The organism is Streptomyces sp. NPDC107471 (assembly GCF_055582845.1).
The window spans coordinates 180,478-202,427 of record NZ_JBVJPC010000016.1 but is presented as its reverse complement, the minus strand read 5'-3'; the positions used below and the strand labels follow the sequence as shown (position 1 = coordinate 202,427).

The following is a 21,950-nucleotide window of genomic DNA, read 5'->3' as shown; positions in this document are numbered from 1 at the left end:
AAACGCCCGGTTACATTCCGAACCCGGAAGCTAAGCCTTACAGCGCCGATGGTACTGCAGGGGGGACCCTGTGGGAGAGTAGGACACCGCCGAACAAATTTTGAGAAAACCCCCGTGCCATTCGGCACGGGGGTTTTTCTATTTCACCAGCTTTGTTTCGTACGCCAGGATCACCGCCTGGATGCGGTCTCGCGAGCCCGTCTTGGCGAGGACGCGGCCCACATGGGTTTTCACGGTCGATTCCGCCAGGTGGAGACGGGTGGCTATCTCGGTGTTCGTCCAGCCCTTGCCGATGACCGTGAGGATTTCGCGTTCCCGTTCGGTGAGGGGCGCGAGGCGCGGGTCGTCCGGTTCTGCTGCCGCCTGGGTTCCGGTCGGCAGATGGTGTGCGTAGGCGTCCAGGAGGCGGCGGGTGAGGCTCGGGGCCACCACCGCGTCGCCGGTCGCGACCGCGCGGATGCCGGACAGGAGGTCCTCCGGCTGGGCGTCCTTGACCAGGAAGCCCGAGGCTCCGGCGCGGAGGCCGGCGTAGGCGTACTCGTCGAGGTCGAAGGTCGTGAGGATGAGGACGCGGGTGCGGTCTCCGGTGGCGATGATCCGGCGGGTGGCCTCGATGCCGTCCAGGCCGGGCATCCGGACGTCCATCAGCACCACGTCGGGGTGCAGCTCGGCCGTCATGCGGACCGCTTCCGTGCCGTTGGCCGCCTCACCGAGGATCGTCAGGTCGTCCTGGCTCTCCAGCAGCATGCGGAAGCCGAGGCGTTGGAGGGGCTGGTCGTCGGCGATCAGGACGGTGGTCACTGCGGGGTTTCCTCCGGGAGGTGGAGACAGACGCGCCAGCCCCGCTCGGGGTGCGGGCGGGGACCGGCCTCAAGTGTGCCGCCGTACAGGGCAGTTCGTTCGCGCATGCCGGGAAGTCCCCGGCCGGCGGTGCCGTTCGGGGTGCCTCCGCGGCCGGTGTCGGTGACCGTGACGGTGACGGCGCCGCCCTCGTCGTAGGACATCTCGATGGTCGAAGTGGCTCCGGGGCCCGCGTGTTTGAGGGTGTTGGTGAGGGCTTCCTGGACGACTCGGTAGACGGTGAGCTGGCGGCCCGGGGGGAGGGTCGGGGTGCCGTGGACCGTGGTGCGGACGGGGAGGCCGGCGCTGCGGACGCCCTCGATGAGGTGGTCGAGGTCGGAGAGGGCGGGCTGGGGGGTCAGCGCGGCCTCCTGTTCCTCTTCGCGCAGGACGTCCAGGAGACGGCGGAGTTCGGTGAGGGCCTGGCGGCTGGTGGTGGAGATGGCGGTGAGGGCTTCGGCCGCGCGGTCGGGGGACTTGCGGGCGGCGTAGCGGCCGCCGTCGGCCAGGCCCGTGATGACGGAGAGGTTGTGGCCGATGATGTCGTGCATCTCGCGGGCTATGCGGGCGCGTTCGGCGGCGGCGGAGAGGCGGGCCTGCTGGTCGCGTTCGATCTCCAGGCGGTGGGCGCGGTCCTCCAGGGCCTCGGTGTAGTTGCGGCGGGTGCGGACCGTCATGCCGATGGCCGCTGCCGAGACGAAGGACAGCAGGGCCGGGACGAGCTCCTGGTCCATGCCACCCTCGGGGTGGCGTACGGCGATCACGGTGACCGGGACGAGGTAGACGGCCAGGGCCCACCAGAGGGAGCGGTGGGGGCGGCGCAGGGCGATGTGGAAGACGACCAGCATCTGGAGCAGGGCCGCCTGGAGCGCGGCCCCGGTCCAGGCGTTGACCAGGGCGAAGGGGGCGAGCGCGAGGAGGACGGTGCGGGGGTGGCTGCGGCGCCACAGGAGCGGGACGGACAGGCAGAGGCTGAGCGCGAGGACCAGGCCGCCGGGGAGGTCGGTCTCGCGGGCGATGTTGCGCCAGCCATTGCCGAAGTAGTCGATGAGGGCCGCCGTCACCCAGAAGCCGGTCAGGTGCAGGTCCCACAGGAGCGGGTGGCGGCGGTCGAGGGCGCGCACCCGCCTGGTGACGCGCTGGACGTGGTCGGTCAGGGGCTCCGTCGTCCGTGGCGTCCGCTCTTCCGTCACGGGGTCCATGGTGAGGGCTCCGGCCGTCATCCGTCAGACGTCCCGTCGCTTCAGGGCCACCGCGGCCGCCGCCAGCGAGGCCGCCGCCCACAGGGACAGGTCCAGCAGGGCGCTGCCCGCTGATGTCGTGTCCGCGGTGGTGAGGGTCTCCAGGGCGCGGCCCGGGAAGTGGCGGACGGCTTCGTCGACGAAGGTGTACGGCAGCATGGCCAGCACCTCCGGGAGGATCATGACGAGGCCGATGAACGCGCCCGTCGCGATCGGGACCGAGCGGGCCACGGCGCCGAGGGCCAGGGCCAGGACGGTGAGGAGGGCGAGGCCGGCCGCGTTGCCGGTGAGGGCGCGCAGGACGCCCGGGTCGCCGAGGGCGGCCTCGTGCTCGGTGCCGGCGAGGAAGGACTGGGCGAGCGGGAAGGTGAGCAGGTTCGTCCACAGGCTGAGGACGAAGGCGACCGTGGCGAGGACCGCGGCCTTGGACCACAGGACGGGCAGCCGGGTGGGGACCGCTGTCACAGTGGCGCGGATCTGGCCGGTCGCGTACTCGCCGGCCGTGCAGAGGATGCCCAGCACCCCCAGGTTGACCTGGGCGAACTGGGTGCCCAGGAGGACGAGGACGACCGTGTCCAGGTGGCTGCCGTCGCCCCGGTCGTAGGCGGCGCTGATGCCCACGCCCATGGCGACGGTGAGGGCGCCGGTGGCGACGAGGGTGATCCAGGTGGAGCGCAGCGTCCAGAGCTTGTGCCACTCCGAGCGCAGGACTCGGGCCGGGGTGACCCGGTAGGGCAGCGTGGTGGCGGTCATGCCGGCGCTCCTTCCGAGGGGGTCGTGAACTCGACCGAGTCGTGGGTGAGTTCCATGAAGGCCTCCTCCAGGGAGACCTGGTTGGGGGTGAGTTCGTAGAGGGGGATCGCGTGGGCCGCCGCGGTGCGGCCGATGTGGCGGGCGTCGGTGCCGCGGACCTCCAGGGCCTCCGGGGCGGTCGGGACGGCCTCGACTCCGGGGGCGGCGAGCAGGCGTACGAGGGTGGTGGCCTCCGGGGTGACGACCTTGACCGTGCCGGCGCCGGACCGGCGTACGAAGTCGTCGACCGTGGTGTCGGCGAGGAGACGGCCGCGGCCGATGATGACCAGGTGGTCGGCGGTGAGGGCCGTCTCGCTCATCAGGTGGGAGGAGACGAGGACCGTACGGCCCTCCGCGGCAAGGGACTTGAGGAGGTTGCGGATCCACAGGACGCCCTCGGGGTCGAGGCCGTTGACCGGTTCGTCGAGGACGAGGACGGCCGGGTCGCCGAGCAACGCGGCCGCGAGGCCCAGGCGTTGGCCCATGCCGAGGGAGAAGCCCTTGACCCTGCGGTGGGCTACCTCGGTCAGGCCGGTGAGGTCCAGGACCTGGTCGACGCGGGCGCGGGAGATGCCGTGGGTGTGGGCCAGGGCGCGCAGGTGGTGGTGGGCGGTACGGCCGGGGTGGACCGAGCGGGCCTCCAGGAGGGCGCCGACCTCCGTGAGGGGCGCGGGGTGGGCGGCGTAGGCGCGGCCGCCGACGGTGGCGTGGCCCCGGGTCGGGGTGTCGAGGCCGAGGATCAGGCGCATGGTGGTGGACTTGCCGGCGCCGTTCGGGCCGAGGAAGCCGGTGACGGTGCCCGGGCGGACCGTGAAGGAGAGGTCGGCGACCGCGGTCCTGTCGCCGTAGCGCTTGGTGAGGTCCTGTGCCGTAATCATGCTTCGATGCTCGTGCGGGCGGGGGCCGCGGGCGTCGGACCGCGGGCAGTATTCCAGGTGAGGCGGGTAGTACCCGGGTACTACTGTGGCCCGCATGAGCTACGTGATCCGGTCCGTCCGCGCCGACGAGTGGCCCGCCGCGAAGGAGCTGCGGCTCGCGGCACTGCGGGACCCGGTCGCGCCCCTCGCCTTCCTGGAGACCTACGAGGAGGCCGTCGCACGGCCCGACTCCTACTGGCGGGAGCGCACGGCCAAGGGAGCCGAAGGGGCCGACCGGGCCCAGACGGTCATCGCCGAGGCGCCGGACGGGCGGTGGGTCGGGACGGTGACCGTATTGCTGGAGGAGCCCGGCACCACCGACTGGGCCGGGTTCCCGGTCGAGCGGAAGCAGGGGCACCTCGTCGGGGTGTTCGTACGGCCCGAGGAGCGCGGGAGCGGGCTCACCGACGTGCTGTTCGACGCGGCCGTGGAGTGGGCGTGGGCGCACGGGGCCGAGCGGGTGCGGCTGATCGTGCACGAGGACAACGGGCGGGCCCAGCGGTTCTACCGCAAGGTGGGCTTCGAGCCCACGGGTGTCGTCGTGCCGCTGACGGCTGCTGCCGGCGAGTCCGAGCTGGAGTTCGCGCTGGAGCGGGTCTGACCCCCTGTGCCGATCGTTAGGGGTCATGCGGCACGGGTTCGGGAAGCATGGGGCATGCGCTCAGACGACTGGTACCTCACCGAGGACCTCGACGAATTTCTCGCCCGGGCCGCGGAGTTCCTGCGCTCGCGCCCCGTCGCGCACATCATGCCGCTGACGTGGACCGCACGGCTTCGCGCCCGCGGGGCGGCCGTGTACGGCGCCGAGGACGCCGTCTTCGGTGTGCTGGAGCGGGCGGGCGAGGTGCACGCCGTCTTCTACCGGCTGTCGCCGCGACGCGGTCTGGGGCTGACTCCGCTCACCGCCGAGCAGGCCGACGCGCTCGCCGCCAAGCTGGTGGCGCTCGGCCACTCCGTGCCCTCGATCAGCGCGGACGAGGCGACCGCCGCCGTCTTCGCCGAGGCGTGGCAGCGGCACACGGGAGCCACTTCGCGGGTACGGGTCCGGCTCCATCTGCACCGGCTCGGCACGCTCGTGCCGCCGGAGCAGTTCCCGGCGGGGCGGGGGCGGCCCGTGGGGGAGCGGGACCACGAGCAACTCATGGACCTGTGCCGGGGGTTCGCGGCGGACGTGGGGGAGGCCGTCACCATCGACGCCGGCACCTGGGCCGGCACCCGTTTCGCGGACAAGAGCTACATGTTCTGGGAGACCCCGGACGGCACGCCCGTCTCCATGGCGGGCGCGAATCCGGCGGTCGCGGGGCTGGTGCAGGTGGACCCCGTGTACACGCCGGCCCGGCTGCGGGGCCGGGGGTACGCGGGTGCCGTGACCGTCGAGGTGAGCCGGGCCGCGCTGGCGGCGGGCGCCGAGCATGTCGTGCTCTTCACGGACGCGGCCAACCCCACCAGCAACGCCCTGTACCGGCGGCTCGGTTATGCGCCGGTCGTCGACTGGGCCGCGCACGATCTCTGAGCCTTGCGCCGGGAGGGGCCTTGCGCCGGTGAGTGCCTTACGCCGAGAGGGTCCTTACGCCGGTGAGTGCCCTGCGCCAAGAAGTGCTCTACGCCGGCAGGTTCGCGTCCGGCCAGCGGGTGCGGGCCTGTTCGCGGGAGCGGAGCAGGGCCAGGGTCGGCAGCCCGCGGTCCGCTCCGGCGGCCAGCAGATCAGGCAACTGGGGGAGGGGCGCCACGGCCGCGACGTCGTCGAGGACGAGGGTCAGTGGTGGGTCGAGGCGACCGGAGGATGACCGTTCGGCCATGCGCCGGCCACGCTCGACCACGCTTGAGACGAGGGCCGTCAGGAGGGGCATCGCGCCCGGACTGGTCCTGGGGTCCTCGATGGATTCACCGACCACATAAAGCGTGCCCCCTTCGTCGACGAAGGAATCCAAGGCGAGGGCATCATTTCGGTTGGGAGTGCATGCCTCGCGGATATTGACCGTGAAGAGGGCGGAGAGGGCCCTGCCGATCAACTCCTGGGCGATGTCCCGGCGTTCGGGGTGCGCGGTGAGGGCGGCCTCGAGTTCGCCGGCCGAGCCGGGGGCGGCTTTCGGGTGGGTGCGGAGGGTCTTCACGGCGTCCTGGACCCCGGTGCCCTGGCACCAGCGGTGGACGTGGCGGATGGTGCGGGAGTCGACGGCCGCCGCGTGGAGGTAGCTGCGCAGGAGGGTCTCGGCCACGTCGGCCACGGCCTGGTCGATCCTCGCGGTGGGGCGGACGGGGGCGAGCAGGGCCTGTGCTCTCGCCTTCGCCGTCTCCTTGGTCTCGCAGCCGGTGGTGGGGGACCAGTGGAGGCGGGCCGGGGTGTCGCAGAGGTGGGCGGGGTCGTAGACGTGGACCGGGCCCAGTTTGGCTCGGGCGTCCTTGGTGTCCTGCCAGACGGTGGGGTTCGAGGTGACGACGAGAGCGGGGCCTTCCGCGTCCCTGATGTGCTGGGTTGCGGTTGAGTGGCGGGTTTCCCTGGGGGCGTAGAGGAGCGCGCCTTCGGCGCGTTGTGTTTCCCACCCGCCCACGCGTGCACCATTCATGGGTGCCTGCGGGTGGCCCTCGTGGGGGACGGCCACCGTCGGCGGCTGCGGCTTGGCCATGGAGAGTGGCTGCGGCGACTGCGGCGACTGCGGCGAGTGCGGGGGCAGTGGCTGTGTTGGAGACGGTGTCTGTGGGGTGGGAACAGTTTGCGCAGGTTCCCGTTCCGGTGCCGGTCTCTGGGCCGGTACCTCGTGGGGCTGTCGTGCCCGGGCCGCCAGTTTCTCCGCTCTCGTCCTCGCGCGGACCGCGCGCCAGCGGGCCAGGGTGCCCATCACGAAGATCGTCAGGACGATCAGGATCAGCAGCTCGCCGATGAACAGGCCCCACACCAGGCCGTAGCCGGAGAGTTGGCCGGCGGGGGTGTCGGGCCAGGCGCCGGGGATGTCCTGGGGGTGGCCGACGAGGTGGCGCATGGCGAGGGGCGTGTGGGTGAAGGTGACGCCCTCGGGCCAGCCGCCGTGGGCGAACAGGCCCGCGAGGCCCGTCGCCGTCCAGACCAGCAGGGTCGTGCCGAGGAGGAAGGCGAGTATGCCGACCAACAGGCCGTCCGGGACGCCTCCCTGGCCTCCCTGACCGCCCTGCCGGTGGTCGTCCGGTCTCACCACAGCTCGCCCCTCCTACGCCACCGTCGACTCGGAGTCGCCCATGTGCTGCTCGACGAAAGCCGCCGCCCGCTCCTCCGCCTCCAACTCCGCGGCGCGCAGGGCGTCGTCGGTGAGGTCGCTGGAGGACTCCGTCATCGCGCGGTCGGTGAAGACCAGGGGGCGTTCGGTCTCGGTGACCAGGTGCTTGACCACCTGGACATTGCCGTTGACGTCCCAGACGGCGATGCCGGGGGTGAGGGACGGGATGATCTCCACGGCCCAGCGCGGCAGGCCGAGGACGCGGCCCGTCGCCCGTGCCTCGTCGGCCTTCTGGGCGTAGATCGTCCTGGTCGAGGCCATCTTGAGGATCGCCGCGGCCTCCTTGGCCGCCGCTCCGTCCACCACGTCGGACAGGTGGTGGACCACCGCCACGAAGGACAGGCCGAGCCGGCGGCCGAACTTCAGCAGGCGCTGGAAGAGCTGGGCCACGAACGGGCTGTTGATGATGTGCCAGGCCTCCTCGACGAGGAAGATGCGCTTCTTCCGGTCGGGGCGGATCCAGGTGTGTTCCAGCCAGACTCCGACGATCGCCATCAGGATGGGCATGGCGATGGAGTTGCGGTCGATGTGGGACAAATCGAAGACGATCAGCGGCGCGTCGAGATCGATGCCGACCGTGGTCGGGCCGTCGAACATGCCCCGCAGGTCACCGTCGACCAGGCGGTCCAGGACCAGGGCGACGTCGAGGCCCCACGCGCGGACGTCCTCTATGTCGACGTTCATCGCCTCGGCCGACTCGGGCTCCGGGTGCCGTAGCTGCTCCACGATGTCCGTGAGGATCGGCTGGCGTTCGACGATCGTCTCGTTGACGTAGGCGTGCGCGACCTTCAGGGCGAAGCCGGAGCGTTCGTCGAGGCCGTGGCCCATCGCGACCTCGATGATGGTCCGCAGCAGGGCGAGCTGACCGGTCGTCGTGATCGCCGGGTCGAGCGGGTTGAGGCGGATCCCCATGTCCAGGGCGGCCGTGGGGTCCAGACGGATGGGGGTTATCCCCAACTCCTGCGCGATGAGGTTCCATTCGCCGACGCCGTCCTCGCCCTGGGCGTCCAGGACGACCACTTGGCGGTCGCGGAAGCGCAACTGACGCAGCACATAGGTCTTCTCGAGCGCGGACTTGCCGTTCCCGGACTCGCCCAGGACCAGCCAGTGCGGTGCCGGGAGCTGCTGGCCGTAGAGCTGGAACGGGTCGTAGATGTAGCCCTTGCCGGAGTACACCTCACGGCCGATGATCACGCCCGAGTCGCCGAGACCCGGCGCCGCGGTCGGAAGGTAGACCGCCTGTGCCTGGCCGGTGGAGGTGCGGACCGGCAGGCGGGTCGTCTCGACCTTTCCGAAGAGGAAGGACGTGAAGGCGTCGGAGAGGACGGACAGCGGATCCCGCATGCTTTTTGCCCCTACCTTCGAATGCCGGTGGCGAACGGAAGCGTGTTCACGAAGGCGCGATGGTGCTCGCGGTCGCACCACTCCAGCTTCAGGTACGACTTTCCGGCCGAGGCCCGGATGGTCCGCTTGTCGCGGGCCAGGGCCTCGGGGGACCGGGAGGAGACGGTGATGTAGCCGACCAGGTTGACGCCGGCCGCGCCGCTCGCGAGGTCCTCGCCGCGCTGGTCGAGACGGGAGTGGGCGGCCACGTCGCGGGGGTCGATCGTGCGGTTCATCTTGGCCGCGCGGGACGCTTCCGCCTCGTCGTTGGTCTTCTCGGTCAGCATGCGCTCGATGGCGATCTCGGTGGGTTCGAGGTCCATCGTGACGGCGACCGTGCGGATGACGTCCGGGGTGTGGACGAGCAGCGGCGCCAGGAAGTTGACGCCGACGGGGGTCATCGGCCACTCCTTCACCCAGGCCGTGGCGTGGCACCAGGGCGCGCGGGTGGAGGACTCCCGGGTCTTCGCCTGGAGGAACGTCGGTTCCATGGCGTCGAGTTCGGCCGGCCAGGCGTTGCGCTTGGTCATCGCCTGGATGTGGTCGATGGGGTGGTCTGGGTCGTACATGGAGTGGATCAGCGAGGCCAGCCGGCCCTGGCCGAGGGGCTGGCGCACCCGGATGTCGGCCTCCTGGAGGCGGGAGCAGATGTCGGTCAGCTCGCGCGCCATGACGACGGCGAGACCCGCGTCCTTGTCCAGCCTGCGGCCGTTCTGCGGGCGGGCGGCCCGTGCCATCGCGTGGGCCTCGGCAGCCAGTTCACGGGTGTAGTGCATACAGGCGACGAGGTAGGCGCGGTGCTGCTCGCTGCTGGTCGACACCATCGACTGCAGTTGGTCGTACGACGTCTGCAGCCACGGCAGGGCCTTGTCGTCCCCGCGCATCGCGACGTCCTTGGCGTGGGCGTCGGGGTCGGCTGGGAGGGTGCGGGCGAGCATCTGGAGGCGGGTGACGAAGCCGTCGCCGTTGGCCACGTGCTTGAGGAGGGTGCCGAAGCGGTCGACGAGCGCTTCCTGGTCCTCGGAGTCGCGCAGACCGACACCGGGGCCCTCGATCTCGATGGCGGCGGTGACGGTACGGCGGTCCGCGTGCAGCAGTACGGCGATCTCGTCGGGCCCGAACGGGGCGGCGAGCCAGTTGATCCGGCCGATGCCGGGGGGCGGGCCGACCTCGACCTCGCGGCCGTCGACGTGGGTGCCGGCCTCCATCACGGAGGAGCGGTAGGTGGTGCCCTGGCGCAGGGTGCGCTTGTAACTGCGGTTGATCTCGAACCACTTGTAGAAGGTGCGGCGCTTGTACGGCACGTAGACCGCGGCCAGCGCGAGCAGCGGGAAGCCCATCAGCAGGACGATGCGCAGGGACAGGACCGGGACGAGGAGCCCGCACATCATGCCGAGGAACGCGCCCACGATGATGAGCGCGATCTCGCCGGTCTCACGGTTGCGGCCGACGATCGCGTTCGGCCGGGCGCGGCCGATGAGATATGTACGGCGGGGCGTGACCGTATGCGACACGTGGGACTCGGTCGTCAACGCCCGTCACCTCCTGTGCTGTTGCTGCTGCCGTTGCGGGTGTTGCTGGCGTGCGGGGTGTTCACCGGACTGCTCGCGCGGGGAGCGGGAGCGGCGGAGGGGACAGATCCGCCGCCTCCGTTCGGGGTGCGCGAGCTGTGGGCGGCGACTCCGCCGGACGCCGGGTTGCTCGGGCGGGAGCCCGAGCCTCCGGAGGCCTGGCCGTTGTTGTCGGCCCGGGAGCTGTGGGTCTTGATGCCCTGGGCGACGAGGGTCGCGGGCGAGCTGATGACGGCCGCCGCCTTCCCCTCGGCGCCCTGCATGATGCGGTTGCTGCGGGAGCCGGCGATCTCGTCGCCGAAGCCGGGGACGAAACGGTAGATCATCGCGCTGGCGAAGATGGCGAGCAGGATGATGGCGAGGCCGGAGACGACGGCGGAGAAGGCGTCGGGGCCGTCGTCGGAGGAGAGCGCGCCGGCGAGGCCGAGGACGATGACGATCACCGGTTTGACCAGGATGACGGCGATCATGATGCCGGCCCAGCGGCGGACGTGGCCCCAGAGGTTCTTGTCGACGAGGCCGGCGTAGACGACGGTGCCGAGGAGGGCGCCGACGTAGAGCAGGGCGGCGCGGATGACGAGCTCCAGCCACAGGACGCCGGCGGCGAGGATGCTCACGAGGGACACGACGATGAGCATGATCGGGCCGCCGCCGATGTCGTTGCCCTTCTCCAGGGCGCCGGAGAAGGTGCCGAAGAAGGTGTCGGTCTGGTCGCCGGTGGCCTTCGCGAGGACCTCGGAGACGCCGTCCGTGGCCGAGACGACGGTGTAGAGGATGAGGGGGGTGAAGGCGGACGCGAGCACGGTCAGCCAGAGGAAGCCGATCGCCTCGCTGATGGCGGTGGTGAGGGGGACGCCTCGCACCGCGCGCTTGGCGACCGCGAGCAGCCACAGGAGGAGGGTGAGGATGGTCGACGCGGCGAAGACGACGGCGTACTGCTGGAGGAACTTCTGGTTGGTGAAGTCGACGTTCGCGGTCTCCTTCACGGCCTCGCTGAGCTTGCCGATGGTCCAGGCGGCGGCCTTGGCGCAGCTCTTGGCGAGGGAGGACATGGGGTCGAGGGTGGAGGTGGGGTCCAGGGAGGGGGATCCGCCGGAGGACCCGCCCGAGTCGCCTTCACAGATCTGTTTGGCCTGACCCGACAGGAGGCTGCAGTTGTCGTCGGACCCGGTCGGGGTCGGCGTGGGTGTGGGTGCCGCCGCGGCGCGGGTGGCGAGCAGCACGGTGGCGGTCTGTGCGGTGGTGACCACGGCGGCGATCTTGAGTGCGAGGCGCCGGCTACCGGGCATAAGTGAAGCCTCCGTACTCCTGGACGGCCTGTGCCATGTCGTCAGCGCTCGAGGCCTTGTCGTCGCCGGGGACGGGCGCAGGGCCTTCCTTCTGGGACTGGGTCACGATCTTCCAGCCACCGTCGGTCCACTCGAGCTGCATGGTGGTGGTGAACCAACTGTTCGTCACCGGGTTCGTGGACTCGTCACCGGCCAGACCGAGGAGGCTGCTGCACCAGATCTCGACGGTGGCACTGTTCTCGGAGGCCGCGGCGAGCTTGGTGCCGATCGGCGTGGTACGGGACACGAAGGTGTAGCCCGCGGGAGTCGAGCCGTCGTCGTTCAGGCCCACGTTCTTGTTCAACGTCTGCGTGTAGGCCTTGTCCAGCGTCGACTTGAATTCCGCGAGCCGCGAGGGAGCGATGACGGTCTGCAGGATCGAGTCCCGCTGCGCCTTGCTGAACATCTCCGCCGAACCCAGCGCCACCGCGTAGTTCGCCGCCGCGCTCTGCGCTCCCTGGGCGTCGTGCGCGTACCCGGCGGGGATGACACCGGGGGTGGACTGCACCGGCTTGGTGCCGCTGGGGGCCGTCGCCGCGGTGTCCGGCCGGCTCCCGGCCCCCTTCGCCGACGACGAGGAATCGTCTCCTCCGCGGTTCGCGAAGGCGATGGCGGCGATCAGGAGGACGACGACGCCGACCACGGTGACCAGGCTTCTTGAGGACGAGCGGCCGGAGCGGCGGGCGCCGCCGTACACGTCGGGGCCGCCCGGCAGATGGGTGCGGGTCTGGCCGGTGCCGCCGTAACCTCCGGAGCCCTCCTGGTCGTCTCCGAGACTCATGCCGCTTACGCCCCCTCGACGTGGTGCGGGAAAGTGCGGGCAAACGCGTAGGAGTACGACGGTAGCCGTGCTGGTTCCCGCGCGGGCGCGGTGTGGTGACTCGGCATCAGAGTCATGGGAGTCATCGGAGCGATCGGAGACATCGGGGGAACGCAACCTCAGCCGGTGGGCACTGCGGACGGGTGGGGTAGAGGGGGTACCGGGCGCGCCCGGCCGGACCGGAGGTGCGTCGACCGGACGCGGCGGCTATACGGCCATGCCGTACACGATGGTGAAGAGTGTGCCCAGCGATCCGATGATGAAGACGCCGGTCAGGCCCGCGATGATCAGGCCCTTGCCCTGTTCCGCGCTGAAGGTGTCCCGCAGGGCGGTGGCGCCGATGCGCTGCTTGGCGGCGCCCCAGATGGCGATGCCGAGGCAGAGCAGGATGGCGACGGCCATGACGACCTGGATCATCGTCTTCGCCTCGGTCCCCAGTGCCCCGAAGGGGCCCCAGTCCGGAGCGATCCCGCCGATGATGGTGTTGATGTCTCCCTTGTCGGCCGCAAAGAGCATGTAAGTCACCGCCCCTGGTGGGTAGTTCCGTCTCCCCTGCGTGTGCGCAGAGGTCAGGCCTCATTGTCGCCGACAATTCCGCCGTCGTATGTCGACTTGGCGTCATTGGTTGGCGGGTTTCGTACGAATGACTGTCTGGTCACTCTGTGTATCACGGCAGGTAACGCCGGGCAATGAGGCCAGAGCGGAACCTGGTGTGTGGTTCCGTCGTTGACCCCTCTTACGACCTGCGGCGCTTCTGGCACCGTTGTTCTGCGGGTGAAGGCTAACCCGGAGGACCCCCGGCACGACGAACGGGCCGCGACAGGGAGTCCGCGGCCCGTGTGTTGACGGAGAGTCAGCCGGTGAAGGCGGTTACTCCCTCCGGCGTACCGAGGCCGGTGGGGCCGTCGTAGCCCGTTCGGGCGGTGCAGAAGTAGCTCGTGGAGCAGGAGCCGTTGGTGCCGGTGGTCACGTCGTTGAGGGCGGAGGTGTGCGCGTAGGGGTACTTGGCCGGGTAGTCGCTGCTGGCCGGGGTGCCCGCGAGGGCGTACACCGACGCGATGATCGGGGCGGAGGCGCTGGTGCCGCCGTAGGTGTTCCAGCCGGTGCCGTCGACGCCGTAGGAGTCGTAGACGGAGACGCCGGTGGCCGGGTCGGCGACGGCGGAGACGTCGGCGATCATGCGCTTGGTGCAGCCGGTGTCGGTCTGCCAGGTCGGCTTGGCGTCGTAGGCGGAGCAGCCGGAGCCGGTGCCCTCGGTGGAGCTGGTCCGCCAGACGCTCTCGGTCCAGCCGCGGGTGGTGGCGGAGGCGGACAGCCTGGTGCCGCCGACGGCGGTGACGTACTTGGAGGCGGCCGGGTACTCGGCGCCGTAGCCCTCGTCGCCCGCGGAGACGGTGATGGCGACGCCGGGGTGGTTGAAGTAGGAGGAGTCGTAGGAGGTGTCCGAGGACGACTCGGAGCCGCCGTAGGAGTTGGAGACGAACTTGGCGCCCAGCTTCACGGCCTCGTTCACGGCGGTGCCCAGGTTGGCCATGCTCGACGACTTCGCCTCGACCAGCACGATGTGGGCGTTGGGGGCGATGGCGGAGACCATGTCGAGGTCGAGCGAGATCTCGCCGGCCCAACCGCTGTTGGCGGTGGGGAGGGAGGTCGTGGAGCCGGTCTGGGAGACCTTCTTGAAGCAGCCGTTGGCCGTGGTGCAGGCGGGCAGGCCGTAGTACGAGCGGTACGTGGCCAGGTCGGCCTCGGCGTTGGGGTCGTCGTAGGCGTCGACGATGGCGACGGTCTGGCCGGCGCCGTTGTTCGCGGAGGCGGAGGTCAGGCCGTAGGCGGACCGGAGGTCGCTCGGGCCGTAGCCGGTCGGGGTGGCGGAGGACGCCTTGGGGGAGACGGTCGCGGGACTCGTGCCCCGCTTCGCGGCCTGCTCCTCCTGGAAGGCGGTGGTGCCGCCGGTGACGCGCAGGGCGTTGCAGGCGGCGTAGCCCTTCTTCGGGGTGGCGTCACACGCGCTCTCGTACGTCACGTGCGCCTTGGCGACAGCGGCGGCTATGGCCTTGCCGCTCACCTGGTGAGGGGTGGCCGCGCCGGCGTGCGCGGCGGTGCCGAGGCCGGCGAGCAGGAGAGCGCCGGTGGCTGCGGCGACGGAGCCGTACCGGCGCCGTCTGGCGGAGGAGTGGGGGGTGTTGGGGGTGGACGTACGCAACGTACAGCCTCCTGGAAGTGGTGGACAGAGGCCTGCGGAGGGGGGACCACCGGTGAGGTTCCCGGTGGGGGCGGCGACCCGCGACGACCATCCCCTTGTTGAGTACGTGACAACAAGACGGGCGGGTGAATCCTGACTTCCGCCTTACTGAAGGGTGTTGGGGGATTGCTGATCGATGGTGGGCGGATGGGCGGGGGATGGCCACGGCTTGACCGTCTGCACGCGGTGCACACATGGGCCGGGGTCTGAGCGCCGGTCCGTGACGCGTGCGCGTCGGGCTCAGCCGGTGGTGTGTCCGGCGGTCTCCCAGAACGCGCGCAGTGCGCCGGCGAGTGCCTCCGGTGCCTCCTCGGCCATGTGGTGTCCCGAGTCGATCGGGCCGCCCTCCGCAGGGGTGGTCGCCCAGTCGCGCCAGACGGCCAGGACGTCGCCGTAGAGGTCCACCATGTCGTCACGCGTGGCCCACAGGATCTGGAGCGGGCTGCTGATGCGGCGGCCGGCCCGCTGGTCGGCGTCGTCGTGCTCGCGGTCGACGCCGAGGCCGGCCCGGTAGTCCTCGCACATGGCGTGCACGGTGGCCGGGTCGTGGATGGCCTGCCGGAAGTCCTCGTACGCCTCGGGGCCCATCTGCTCGGACGTGGCCGTGTACCAGGCGTCGGGGTCGGCGTTGATGACGCGCTCGGCGGGCTTGGCCGTCTGGCCGAGGAAGAACCAGTGCCACCAGCTCGCGGCGAAACCGGCGTCGCAGCGGCGCAGGGCCTCCCCGATGGGGACCGCGTCCAGCACGCTGACGGCGGTCACGGCCTCGGGGTGGTCCAGGGCGAGGCGGGTCGCCACGTACGCGCCCCGGTCGTGCCCGACGACCGCGAACCGCTCGTGCCCGAGCCCGCGCATCACCGCGAGGCAGTCGCCGGCCATGGCGCGCTTGGAGTACGGACGGTGTTCCGCGTCGGTCGCGGGCTTGTCGGAGCGGCCGTAACCGCGCAGATCGGGGCAGACGACGGTGTGGCCGGCCGCGGCCAGCAGCGGGGCCACGCGGTGCCAGGTGGCGTGGGTGCGGGGGTGACCGTGCAGGAGCAGCACGGCCGGGCCGCTGCCGCCGTGCCGCACGCGCAGCCGCACCCCGTCGTCGCCCTCGCACCACGCCAGCTCGAACCCGTCGAACACACCAGCCTCCCGACAACGCCGTCGAGGCTCGGTTGCCCTGGGGGGCGGGATTCATACGGGGAGGGGTGGGCCGGGTGTCCGGGGAGTGCGGGACGCGTGCGCTGGCTTCTGGGGTGGGGGCGGCTGGTCTTCGGGGCGGTGGGGGCGGCTTGGCTGCGGCCGGGAGGGGGCGTACGGGTAGTCGGGCGGGTTTGTTGGGGCTGTGGTGGGCGTGGCGCTCGGCAGTCCCACGGGTGCGGAGGGGGCGGGTGGGCTCGCCGCCCGGGTGGGCTGCGGGGGATGGCAGGCCGCCCCGGCGTGTGTGGGTAGTGCAGCGGGCCTTGGCTGCTGGCGCTGTGGCGGGTGCGTGGGCGGGGAGGTGGATCCGTTGACCCGGGCGCGAAGGCGGAGGACCGGTTCGGGGGGCCAGGGGAGGCCCGGGCGGCGGGGTGAGCCAGCCGCGGGCGGCAGTGCGGCGCCGGACTTGGTCGACGTGCTCGTCCGGGTGCGGGGTGGGCGTACGTGTGTTCGTGCCCCGACGTGCAGGTTCTGCGAACTCGTGTTCGTCTGGTGGTGGGTGTGGGAACTGGACGGTCGGGCCCACGGCCACCCCGGCCGGTGCGTGACCAGGGCCCGGGGTCGGGGCTTGCCCCCTCCCCGCGCCGCCCCTGACCTGGTTCTCACCTTTGTGCGGAAGGGTGGGTTTCGTGAAGCGTATGCCGCGTCTCGCTCTCCATGCCGCCGTTGTGCTGCTCACCGTCACCTCGGCCTCCGAGGCGGTCGCCGACGACGGGGCGGGGCCCTTCGGGGTGACGGCCGTCGCCGCCGTGAGTTCGGTGAACGCCCGTGTGGGGGCCCTGTTCACGGGCGGGGAGCACCACTGCACCGCCTCCGTCGTCCGCAGCCCGCACCGGGACCTCGTCGTCACCGCCGCGCACTGCCTCGACGGCAGCGGCGACCTCGTCTTCGTGCCCGGCTACCGGGACGGCAGGGCGCCGTACGGGCGCTGGAAGGTGAGCAGGCGGTACCTGCCCGACGGGTGGTCCGAGGGGCAGGACGAGGACAGTGACGTCGCCTTCGCCGCGGTGGACGGGAAGGTGCAGGACGTCGTCGGCGGGAACGAGTTCGTGACCGGCACCGCCACCGGGGCCACCGCCGTCACCGTCACCGGCTATCCCTCCTCCCGTGACGTGCCGATCGGCTGCACCAACAAGCCGACCGCGCACAGCCGTACGCAGCAGCGGATCGAGTGCCCGGGCCTCACCGGAGGCACGAGCGGCAGTCCCTGGGTGAACGGGGACGGGCAGGTCGTGGGGGTGCTGGGCGGGCACGAGCAGGGCGGGCTGACGGCCGACGTGTCGTACAGCGTGGTGCTCGGGGCGCAGGCCGCCGCCCTCTACCGTGACGCCGTCCGCTGATCTTTGCGCCGACCCCGCCGAGTACCCCGGTTTCCTTCGGGGAAGCTCCTAGACTGACGCGGGCGGACTCCCAGTGGGCGAGGGGCGGTTGACGGTGCGTAAGGCGTGGCTGGTTGCGGGCGCCGTGTTCGGGGCGGGGCTCAGCTTCGTGATGCTGCTCGTCGTGGGGGTCTACGTCGTCGCGGGCAACCTCGCGGGCGGGGTGGGCGGAGCCACCAGAGCCCTGGCCAAGGGGGCCGTGCCCGCCGCGTACCAGCCCCTCGTGCAGAAGTGGGGCAATCTCTGCCCCGCCATCAACCCGGCCCTGCTCGCCGCGCAGCTCTACCAGGAGAGCGGCTTCAACCCGAAGGCACAGAGCGCCGCGGCGGCGCAGGGAATAGCGCAGTTCATCCCCGGCACCTGGGCCACGCACGGCGTCGACGGCGACGGCGACGGCGACAAGGACGTCTGGGACCCCAACGACGCGATCCCGTCGGCGGCTTCCTACGACTGCTCGCTCGCGTCCTACGTGAAGGACGTCCCGGGGAACATCACCGAGAACATGCTCGCCTCCTACAACGCGGGCGCCTACGCGGTCATCAAGTACGGGGGCGTGCCGCCGTACAAGGAGACCCAGAACTACGTGAAGACCATCACGACCCTGGAGGAGAGCTTCGCGGCGCCCACGACCCGCGTCGATCCCTCCCGGCAGGCCGCCGGCGCCATCTACTACGCGCAGAAGAAACTCGGGACGCCCTATCTGTGGGGCGGCACCGGAACCGCCCAGCAGGGCGGCCGCTTCGACTGTTCGGGGCTGACGCAGGCCTCGTACGCGAGCGTGGGCATCACGCTGCCGCGGGTGGCCAACGACCAGTACAACGCGGGCCCGCATCCGGCCAGAAGTGAACTGCTGCCGGGAGACCTGGTGTTCTTCTCCAAGGACCTCAGCAACTCGCGCGCCATCCACCATGTGGGGATTTATGTGGGCGGCGGCTACATGATCGACGCACCGAGAACAGGTGCTGTGATCCGGTTCGACCCTATCGACACTTCTGAGTACTTCGGTGCCACCCGGGTCACCGAGGATGGCGCGAAAGCATTGCCCACCACGGTGTGACCCAGCGTGAAACCCACCCCCTGAGCTGCGGCGATGTGTCTCTCTTCGATAACGTCTGCGTGATCATTCAGTGGAGTGTGGAACGTATTAACGGGAGCCGTGCGTTCCTGAGGGCGTAGCCGAGCGGACATGGGTACGCCGGGAAAGACGACGAAGGGGCCGCAGCACCATGGCTGTTCTCGCCGAATCCGGGTCGAACCCCGACGTCGACCTGCTGTACGACATCAACGGCCTGGCCAAGGACGCCCCGCACTGGTTCGACCGGACCATGGAGTACGTCGGGGAGTACGGCATCCTGCTCGGCATGGTGCTGCTCATCCTCGGGTGCTGGTGGGTGGGCCGCCGGCGTGCCGGTGAGGACGCCGCCTCCTCGGTGGCCGCGCTGGTGTGGGCGCCGCTCGCCGCCGCGCTGGCCGTGCTGGTGAACGTGCCCATAAGGGGGTTCGTCGAGCGGCCCCGGCCGTTCCGGACCCATGAGGGCATCGAGGTCCTGGTCTCCGGAAAGACCGACTACTCCTTCGTGAGCGACCACGCGACGATCACCATGGCGATGGCGGTCGCCCTGTTCGTGGCCAACCGGAAGTTCGGGCTCGTCGGCATCGCCCTGGCGCTGCTGGAGGGCTTCTGCCGGGTGTACATGGGAGTGCACTACCCGACGGACGTCGTCGGCGGGTTCGCGCTCGGCACCGCGGTGGCCCTGTTGCTGTCGCCGCTCGCGATGGCTCTCCTCACGCCCCTGCTGAAGGCGGTCGAGCGCTCCCCGAAAGGCGCGTGGCTGATCCGCGCGCGAGGGAGCGGGTCCGGGGCCCCGGTGATCCCCGGGGCCCGGCAGGAGGCCGCCGCCTCCGAGCGGGACCTCGCCGCCTAGCCCGAACCGCTACAGCGCCTGGGGGAACGTGAAGAAGCCCTGCGGGTCGTACTCCTTCTTCACCTTGGCGAGCTTCGTCGCCGCGTCGCCGTAGTACGCCTTCCGCCAGTCCTTCAGCGTCGGGTCCGTGTAGTTCTGGTAGGCCGCCCCCGAGGCGTAGGGCTTCATCGCGTCGTGGGCGCCGGTCAGCCACGACTGGGCCGTGGTGCCCGCCGTGCCCGCCCGCCAGGACGCTATGTACTGGGCCAGCATGCGGGAGCGGCGGTGGACGAAGGCGGTGGCCGTGGGCGAGACGCGGTTGACCGCCCCGCCGAGGGCCGTCAGGGCGATGCTGCCCGAGCCGCCGCGGGCCGCCGAGATCTGCCGCAGGAGGGTCTGGATGCCGGCCGCGGACAGCGAGCGGTCGAAGAAGTCCGAGCGGGCCGCGTAGGTCTCCCGGCCGAGGGCGCCGTGCGGGTCGCGGTTCGGGGTGGAGCCGGGCAGATGGCACTTGGCGTCCGTGGAGAAGGACGAGCAGCCCGCGTACGCCTCCATCGCGCTCTCGTAGGAGTGCCGCCGCAGGGTGACGCTGCGGGCCGGTGAGCCGACCTTGTCGGCCAGGCGGTCCAGGGCGTTCTGGAGTTCGCCGTAGGTGCCCAGGGAGAAGGCCGCGACCGCCACCGAGGGCGAGCCGCCGTTCTCCAGATGGCAGGAGGACCAGATCTCGTCGGGCTGGCCGGGGCCCCACTCCTGCCAGGCCTTCACCACGGCGGCGGCCCTGGACCACGGCCAGGTCGCGTACGCGGTCACGCCCTGCGGGGCCGGGTGGGTCCTGAAGTGCAGTTCGGTGACCACGCCGAAGTTGCCGTTGCCCGCGCCGCGCAGGGCCCAGAAGAGGTCCTTGTTGGTGGTCGCGTTCGCGGTGAGCTGCTTGCCGTCGGCGGTGATCAGGGTGGCCTGGGTGAGGCTGTCGCAGGTCAGGCCGTAGGCCCGGGAGGCCACGCCGTGACCGCCGCCGAGGGTCAGGCCGGAGACGCCGACGGTCGGGCAGGAGCCCGCGGGGATCGTCACGCCCTTCGCGGTGAGCGCCCGGTAGACGTCGATCAGCTTGGCGCCGGCGCCGACCACGGCGGTGCCGCCGCTCGCGCGGACGCGGTTCAGCTCGGAGACATCGACGATCAGCCGGTTGTTTCCCGAGGACCAGCCGGCGTAGGAGTGGCCGCCGTTGCGGATCGCCACCCGGAGGCCGTGGCCGCGGGCGTAGGCGAGCGTGGTGCGGATGTCGTCGGCGTGCGCCACGTACGCCACCGCGGCCGGCTTCAGCGAGTCGAAGCGGGTGTTGTAGAGCTGCCGGGCGGTCGACCAGTTCGCGTCGCCGGGGCGCAGCAGGGGGCCGTCCAGGTCGCGGGCGAGGGCCGACCAGTTCGCGGCGGCCGCGGCCGGCGTACGGGAGGAAAGGGCCTGGCCGACGGTGCTCTGCGTGGCGTCGGCCTTGCCGCCGCTTTCGCAGGCCGCCGTGGCCATCGCCGCGACCGCGGCCGCGCCGCCTCCGATGAACGTACGCCGTTCCATGTGTCCGTGCCTTTCGTCGGCCTCGTCGGCTTCCGTGGAACGAGACGGTACTGGGGGGATGAGGGTTCCCCGGTGGGTTCCGGAATCACACTGTGCCCTCGATGTAAGCGTCCCGTGACCTCACCGCACCTTCTGCAGGGGTTCACCCCCCGTTCACTTCCGGCCATAAGCGCCTTCACCTGATCTGCCTAATTTCGGCCTTACGCGATGCGAGATGCGCCTTCGACGCGCATCCGTGTCTCCCACACTTCGCGCACGCCGCCGGATTCAGGACGGCGGCTCCCGGAAGGAACTCAAGTGAAGCTTCAGCGCAAGAACCGGCGGGCCCTCGCCTTCGGTGCTCTCGCCGTCTCCGGCGCCCTGGCCCTCACGGCGTGCGGCTCCGACGACACGAGCGACAGCAGCGGCACCGGCGCCTCCGCCACCGCGGCCGCCGGCAACATCAAGTGCGACGACGCCAAGGGTCAGCTCCTCGCCGACGGCTCCTCCGCGCAGAAGAACGCGATCGACGCCTGGGTCAAGCAGTTCACGCAGGCCTGCGGTGTGCAGATCAACTACAAGGGCGGCGGTTCCGGCGCGGGCGTCACCGCGTTCACCAACGGCCAGGTCGCCTTCGCCGGTTCCGACTCCGCGCTGAAGCCCGAAGAGGTCACGGCCTCCAAGAAGGTCTGCTCCGGCGGCCAGGGCATCGACCTCCCGATGGTCGGCGGCCCGATCGCCCTCGGCATCAACATCTCCGGTGTCGACAAGCTCACGCTGGACGCGCCCACCATCGCGAAGATCTTCAACGCCAAGATCAGCAACTGGAACGACCCGGCGATCGCCAAGCTGAACCCGGGCGTCAAGCTCCCCAGCCTGAAGATCCAGGCGTTCCACCGCTCGGACGACTCCGGCACCACGGACAACTTCACCAAGTACCTGATCGCCACCGCCAAGAGCGACTGGCCCTACGAGGGCGGCAAGACCTGGCAGGCCAAGGGCGGCCAGTCCGCCGCGCAGTCCTCCGGTGTCGCCCAGCAGGTGAAGCAGACCAACGGCGCCATCGGCTACTTCGAGCTCTCCTACGCCAAGGACGGCATCACGCCGGTCAGCATCGACACCGGCGCCTCCGCCCCGGTCGAGCCGACCACGGAGAACGCCTCCAAGGCCATCGCGGACGCCAAGGTCGTCGGCACCGGCTCGGACCTCGCGCTCCAGCTCAACTACGCGACCAAGGCCGAGGGTGCCTACCCGATGGTCCTGGTGACGTACGAGATCGTCTGCGACAAGGGCAACAAGGCCGACACCCTGGCCGCCACCAAGGCGTTCCTGCGCTACACCGCCTCCGAGGACGGCCAGAAGGTCCTCGCGGACAACGACTACGCGCCGATCCCCGCCGACATCATCGCCAAGGTCCGCACCACCATCGAGGGCCTGAGCTGACCTGAGTGTGCGGTCCGGTCACCGACCCCGTCCCGGGGGTCAGGGCCGGACCGCACCGTCCGGTGCACCGCCGCCAGGAGCCGCACCCCGCGTGCGGTTCAGC

19 protein-coding genes and 1 rRNA gene are annotated in these 21,950 nt (G+C 70.9%); 7 read left to right on the top strand and 13 right to left on the bottom strand.

Translation table 11 applies throughout. The annotated features are described in order from the left end of the window. Positions 1 to 95, top strand: a 5S ribosomal RNA gene (gene rrf, locus ACZ66S_RS38110); the annotation flags it as partial. Between the two features lie 43 nt (positions 96 to 138). On the opposite strand, the gene ACZ66S_RS38105 is transcribed toward rrf, so the two are convergent. From ACZ66S_RS38105 to ACZ66S_RS38090, 4 genes are read right to left on the bottom strand one after another with little or no spacing between them, the layout of a single operon-like run. Next, complete coding sequence (locus ACZ66S_RS38105; RefSeq protein ID WP_469906156.1) at positions 139 to 801, bottom strand: response regulator; 663 nt, start codon at positions 799 to 801, stop codon at positions 139 to 141. Next, entirely contained in the window at positions 798 to 2,042 is a 1,245-nt protein-coding gene (locus ACZ66S_RS38100; RefSeq protein WP_469906165.1) for a sensor histidine kinase, read from the bottom strand. The genes ACZ66S_RS38105 and ACZ66S_RS38100 overlap by 4 nt, the downstream gene beginning before the upstream one ends. A gap of 24 nt (positions 2,043 to 2,066) precedes the next feature. Continuing rightward, complete coding sequence (locus ACZ66S_RS38095) at positions 2,067 to 2,834, bottom strand: ABC transporter permease (RefSeq protein WP_469906155.1); 768 nt, start codon at positions 2,832 to 2,834, stop codon at positions 2,067 to 2,069. Next, on the bottom strand, positions 2,831 to 3,751 hold the full coding sequence (locus ACZ66S_RS38090) for an ABC transporter ATP-binding protein (protein WP_469906154.1): 921 nt from the start codon (positions 3,749 to 3,751) through the stop codon (positions 2,831 to 2,833). Before ACZ66S_RS38090 ends, ACZ66S_RS38095 begins: the two co-directional genes overlap by 4 nt. A 94-nt stretch (positions 3,752 to 3,845) precedes the next feature. Here ACZ66S_RS38090 and ACZ66S_RS38085 point away from each other — a divergent pair, with 94 nt between their 5' ends. Together ACZ66S_RS38085 and ACZ66S_RS38080 are read left to right on the top strand one after the other, a co-directional pair. Then, positions 3,846 to 4,391, top strand: coding sequence for a GNAT family N-acetyltransferase (locus ACZ66S_RS38085; protein ID WP_469906153.1), 546 nt, complete (start codon positions 3,846 to 3,848; stop codon positions 4,389 to 4,391). A gap of 54 nt (positions 4,392 to 4,445) precedes the next feature. Beyond that, positions 4,446 to 5,303, top strand: a complete 858-nt coding sequence (locus ACZ66S_RS38080) for a GNAT family N-acetyltransferase (RefSeq protein WP_469906152.1) — start codon at positions 4,446 to 4,448, stop codon at positions 5,301 to 5,303. Positions 5,304 to 5,391: 88 nt separating this feature from the next. Here the strand turns inward: ACZ66S_RS38080 and ACZ66S_RS38075 are convergent, their stop codons facing one another. From ACZ66S_RS38075 to ACZ66S_RS38040, 8 genes are all read right to left on the bottom strand, one after another. Further along, positions 5,392 to 6,960: a type IV secretory system conjugative DNA transfer family protein gene (locus ACZ66S_RS38075; protein ID WP_469906164.1), complete on the bottom strand. Its 1,569-nt coding sequence runs from the start codon at positions 6,958 to 6,960 to the stop codon at positions 5,392 to 5,394. 15 nt (positions 6,961 to 6,975) lie between these two features. Beyond that, entirely contained in the window at positions 6,976 to 8,385 is a 1,410-nt protein-coding gene (locus ACZ66S_RS38070) for an ATP-binding protein (protein WP_469906151.1), read from the bottom strand. Between the two features lie 11 nt (positions 8,386 to 8,396). After that, positions 8,397 to 9,956, bottom strand: a complete 1,560-nt coding sequence (locus ACZ66S_RS38065; protein ID WP_469906150.1) for an SCO6880 family protein — start codon at positions 9,954 to 9,956, stop codon at positions 8,397 to 8,399. After that, complete coding sequence (locus ACZ66S_RS38060; RefSeq protein WP_469906149.1) at positions 9,953 to 11,284, bottom strand: hypothetical protein; 1,332 nt, start codon at positions 11,282 to 11,284, stop codon at positions 9,953 to 9,955. The genes ACZ66S_RS38065 and ACZ66S_RS38060 overlap by 4 nt, the downstream gene beginning before the upstream one ends. Beyond that, positions 11,274 to 12,104 (bottom strand): DUF8175 domain-containg protein, encoded by an 831-nt coding sequence (locus ACZ66S_RS38055; RefSeq protein WP_469906148.1) that lies wholly within the window; start codon positions 12,102 to 12,104, stop codon positions 11,274 to 11,276. The genes ACZ66S_RS38060 and ACZ66S_RS38055 overlap by 11 nt, the downstream gene beginning before the upstream one ends. A 246-nt stretch (positions 12,105 to 12,350) precedes the next feature. Next, positions 12,351 to 12,659: a hypothetical protein gene (locus ACZ66S_RS38050; protein WP_007383036.1), complete on the bottom strand. Its 309-nt coding sequence runs from the start codon at positions 12,657 to 12,659 to the stop codon at positions 12,351 to 12,353. Positions 12,660 to 12,996: 337 nt separating this feature from the next. Continuing rightward, positions 12,997 to 14,346 carry a S53 family peptidase gene (locus ACZ66S_RS38045; protein ID WP_469906147.1) on the bottom strand — a complete coding sequence of 450 codons (1,350 nt, stop codon included), beginning with the start codon at positions 14,344 to 14,346 and terminating at the stop codon, positions 12,997 to 12,999. Between the two features lie 279 nt (positions 14,347 to 14,625). Further along, a complete protein-coding gene (locus tag ACZ66S_RS38040; protein ID WP_469906146.1) occupies positions 14,626 to 15,513 on the bottom strand; it encodes an alpha/beta fold hydrolase in 888 nt (295 codons plus the stop codon). Between the two features lie 695 nt (positions 15,514 to 16,208). Between ACZ66S_RS38040 and ACZ66S_RS38035 the strand changes: the two genes are divergently transcribed. The 3 genes from ACZ66S_RS38035 to ACZ66S_RS38025 all read left to right on the top strand — a co-directional run bounded on the left by ACZ66S_RS38035 (position 16,209) and on the right by ACZ66S_RS38025 (position 18,874). Next, positions 16,209 to 16,910: a trypsin-like serine peptidase gene (locus ACZ66S_RS38035; protein ID WP_469906145.1), complete on the top strand. Its 702-nt coding sequence runs from the start codon at positions 16,209 to 16,211 to the stop codon at positions 16,908 to 16,910. Between the two features lie 88 nt (positions 16,911 to 16,998). Beyond that, positions 16,999 to 18,006, top strand: a complete 1,008-nt coding sequence (locus ACZ66S_RS38030) for a C40 family peptidase (RefSeq protein ID WP_469906144.1) — start codon at positions 16,999 to 17,001, stop codon at positions 18,004 to 18,006. 169 nt (positions 18,007 to 18,175) lie between these two features. Beyond that, complete coding sequence (locus ACZ66S_RS38025) at positions 18,176 to 18,874, top strand: phosphatase PAP2 family protein (RefSeq protein WP_469906143.1); 699 nt, start codon at positions 18,176 to 18,178, stop codon at positions 18,872 to 18,874. A gap of 9 nt (positions 18,875 to 18,883) precedes the next feature. Here ACZ66S_RS38025 and ACZ66S_RS38020 read toward each other — a convergent pair whose 3' ends face one another. Beyond that, complete coding sequence (locus tag ACZ66S_RS38020; protein WP_469906142.1) at positions 18,884 to 20,425, bottom strand: FAD-binding oxidoreductase; 1,542 nt, start codon at positions 20,423 to 20,425, stop codon at positions 18,884 to 18,886. A 297-nt stretch (positions 20,426 to 20,722) separates the two neighbouring features. Between ACZ66S_RS38020 and pstS the strand changes: the two genes are divergently transcribed. Then, positions 20,723 to 21,847, top strand: a complete 1,125-nt coding sequence (pstS, locus tag ACZ66S_RS38015) for a phosphate ABC transporter substrate-binding protein PstS (protein ID WP_469906141.1) — start codon at positions 20,723 to 20,725, stop codon at positions 21,845 to 21,847. Positions 21,848 to 21,950: the final 103 nt, after the last annotated feature.

What these genes read in the sequence shown, in the direction of transcription:
- ACZ66S_RS38080 (WP_469906152.1), top strand. Translation starts at nt 4,446, where the DNA reads ATGCGCTCAGACGACTGGTACCTCACCGAGGACCTCGACGAATTTCTC.
- ACZ66S_RS38035 (WP_469906145.1), top strand. Translation starts at nt 16,209, where the DNA reads ATGCCGCGTCTCGCTCTCCATGCCGCCGTTGTGCTGCTCACCGTCACC.
- ACZ66S_RS38020 (WP_469906142.1), bottom strand. Translation starts at nt 20,425, where the DNA reads ATGGAACGGCGTACGTTCATCGGAGGCGGCGCGGCCGCGGTCGCGGCG.
- ACZ66S_RS38050 (WP_007383036.1), bottom strand. Translation starts at nt 12,659, where the DNA reads ATGCTCTTTGCGGCCGACAAGGGAGACATCAACACCATCATCGGCGGG.
- ACZ66S_RS38055 (WP_469906148.1), bottom strand. Translation starts at nt 12,104, where the DNA reads ATGAGTCTCGGAGACGACCAGGAGGGCTCCGGAGGTTACGGCGGCACC.
- ACZ66S_RS38070 (WP_469906151.1), bottom strand. Translation starts at nt 8,385, where the DNA reads ATGCGGGATCCGCTGTCCGTCCTCTCCGACGCCTTCACGTCCTTCCTC.
- ACZ66S_RS38100 (WP_469906165.1), bottom strand. Translation starts at nt 2,042, where the DNA reads ATGGACCCCGTGACGGAAGAGCGGACGCCACGGACGACGGAGCCCCTG.
- ACZ66S_RS38090 (WP_469906154.1), bottom strand. Translation starts at nt 3,751, where the DNA reads ATGATTACGGCACAGGACCTCACCAAGCGCTACGGCGACAGGACCGCG.
- ACZ66S_RS38060 (WP_469906149.1), bottom strand. Translation starts at nt 11,284, where the DNA reads ATGCCCGGTAGCCGGCGCCTCGCACTCAAGATCGCCGCCGTGGTCACC.
- ACZ66S_RS38095 (WP_469906155.1), bottom strand. Translation starts at nt 2,834, where the DNA reads ATGACCGCCACCACGCTGCCCTACCGGGTCACCCCGGCCCGAGTCCTG.
- ACZ66S_RS38025 (WP_469906143.1), top strand. Translation starts at nt 18,176, where the DNA reads ATGGCTGTTCTCGCCGAATCCGGGTCGAACCCCGACGTCGACCTGCTG.
- ACZ66S_RS38085 (WP_469906153.1), top strand. Translation starts at nt 3,846, where the DNA reads ATGAGCTACGTGATCCGGTCCGTCCGCGCCGACGAGTGGCCCGCCGCG.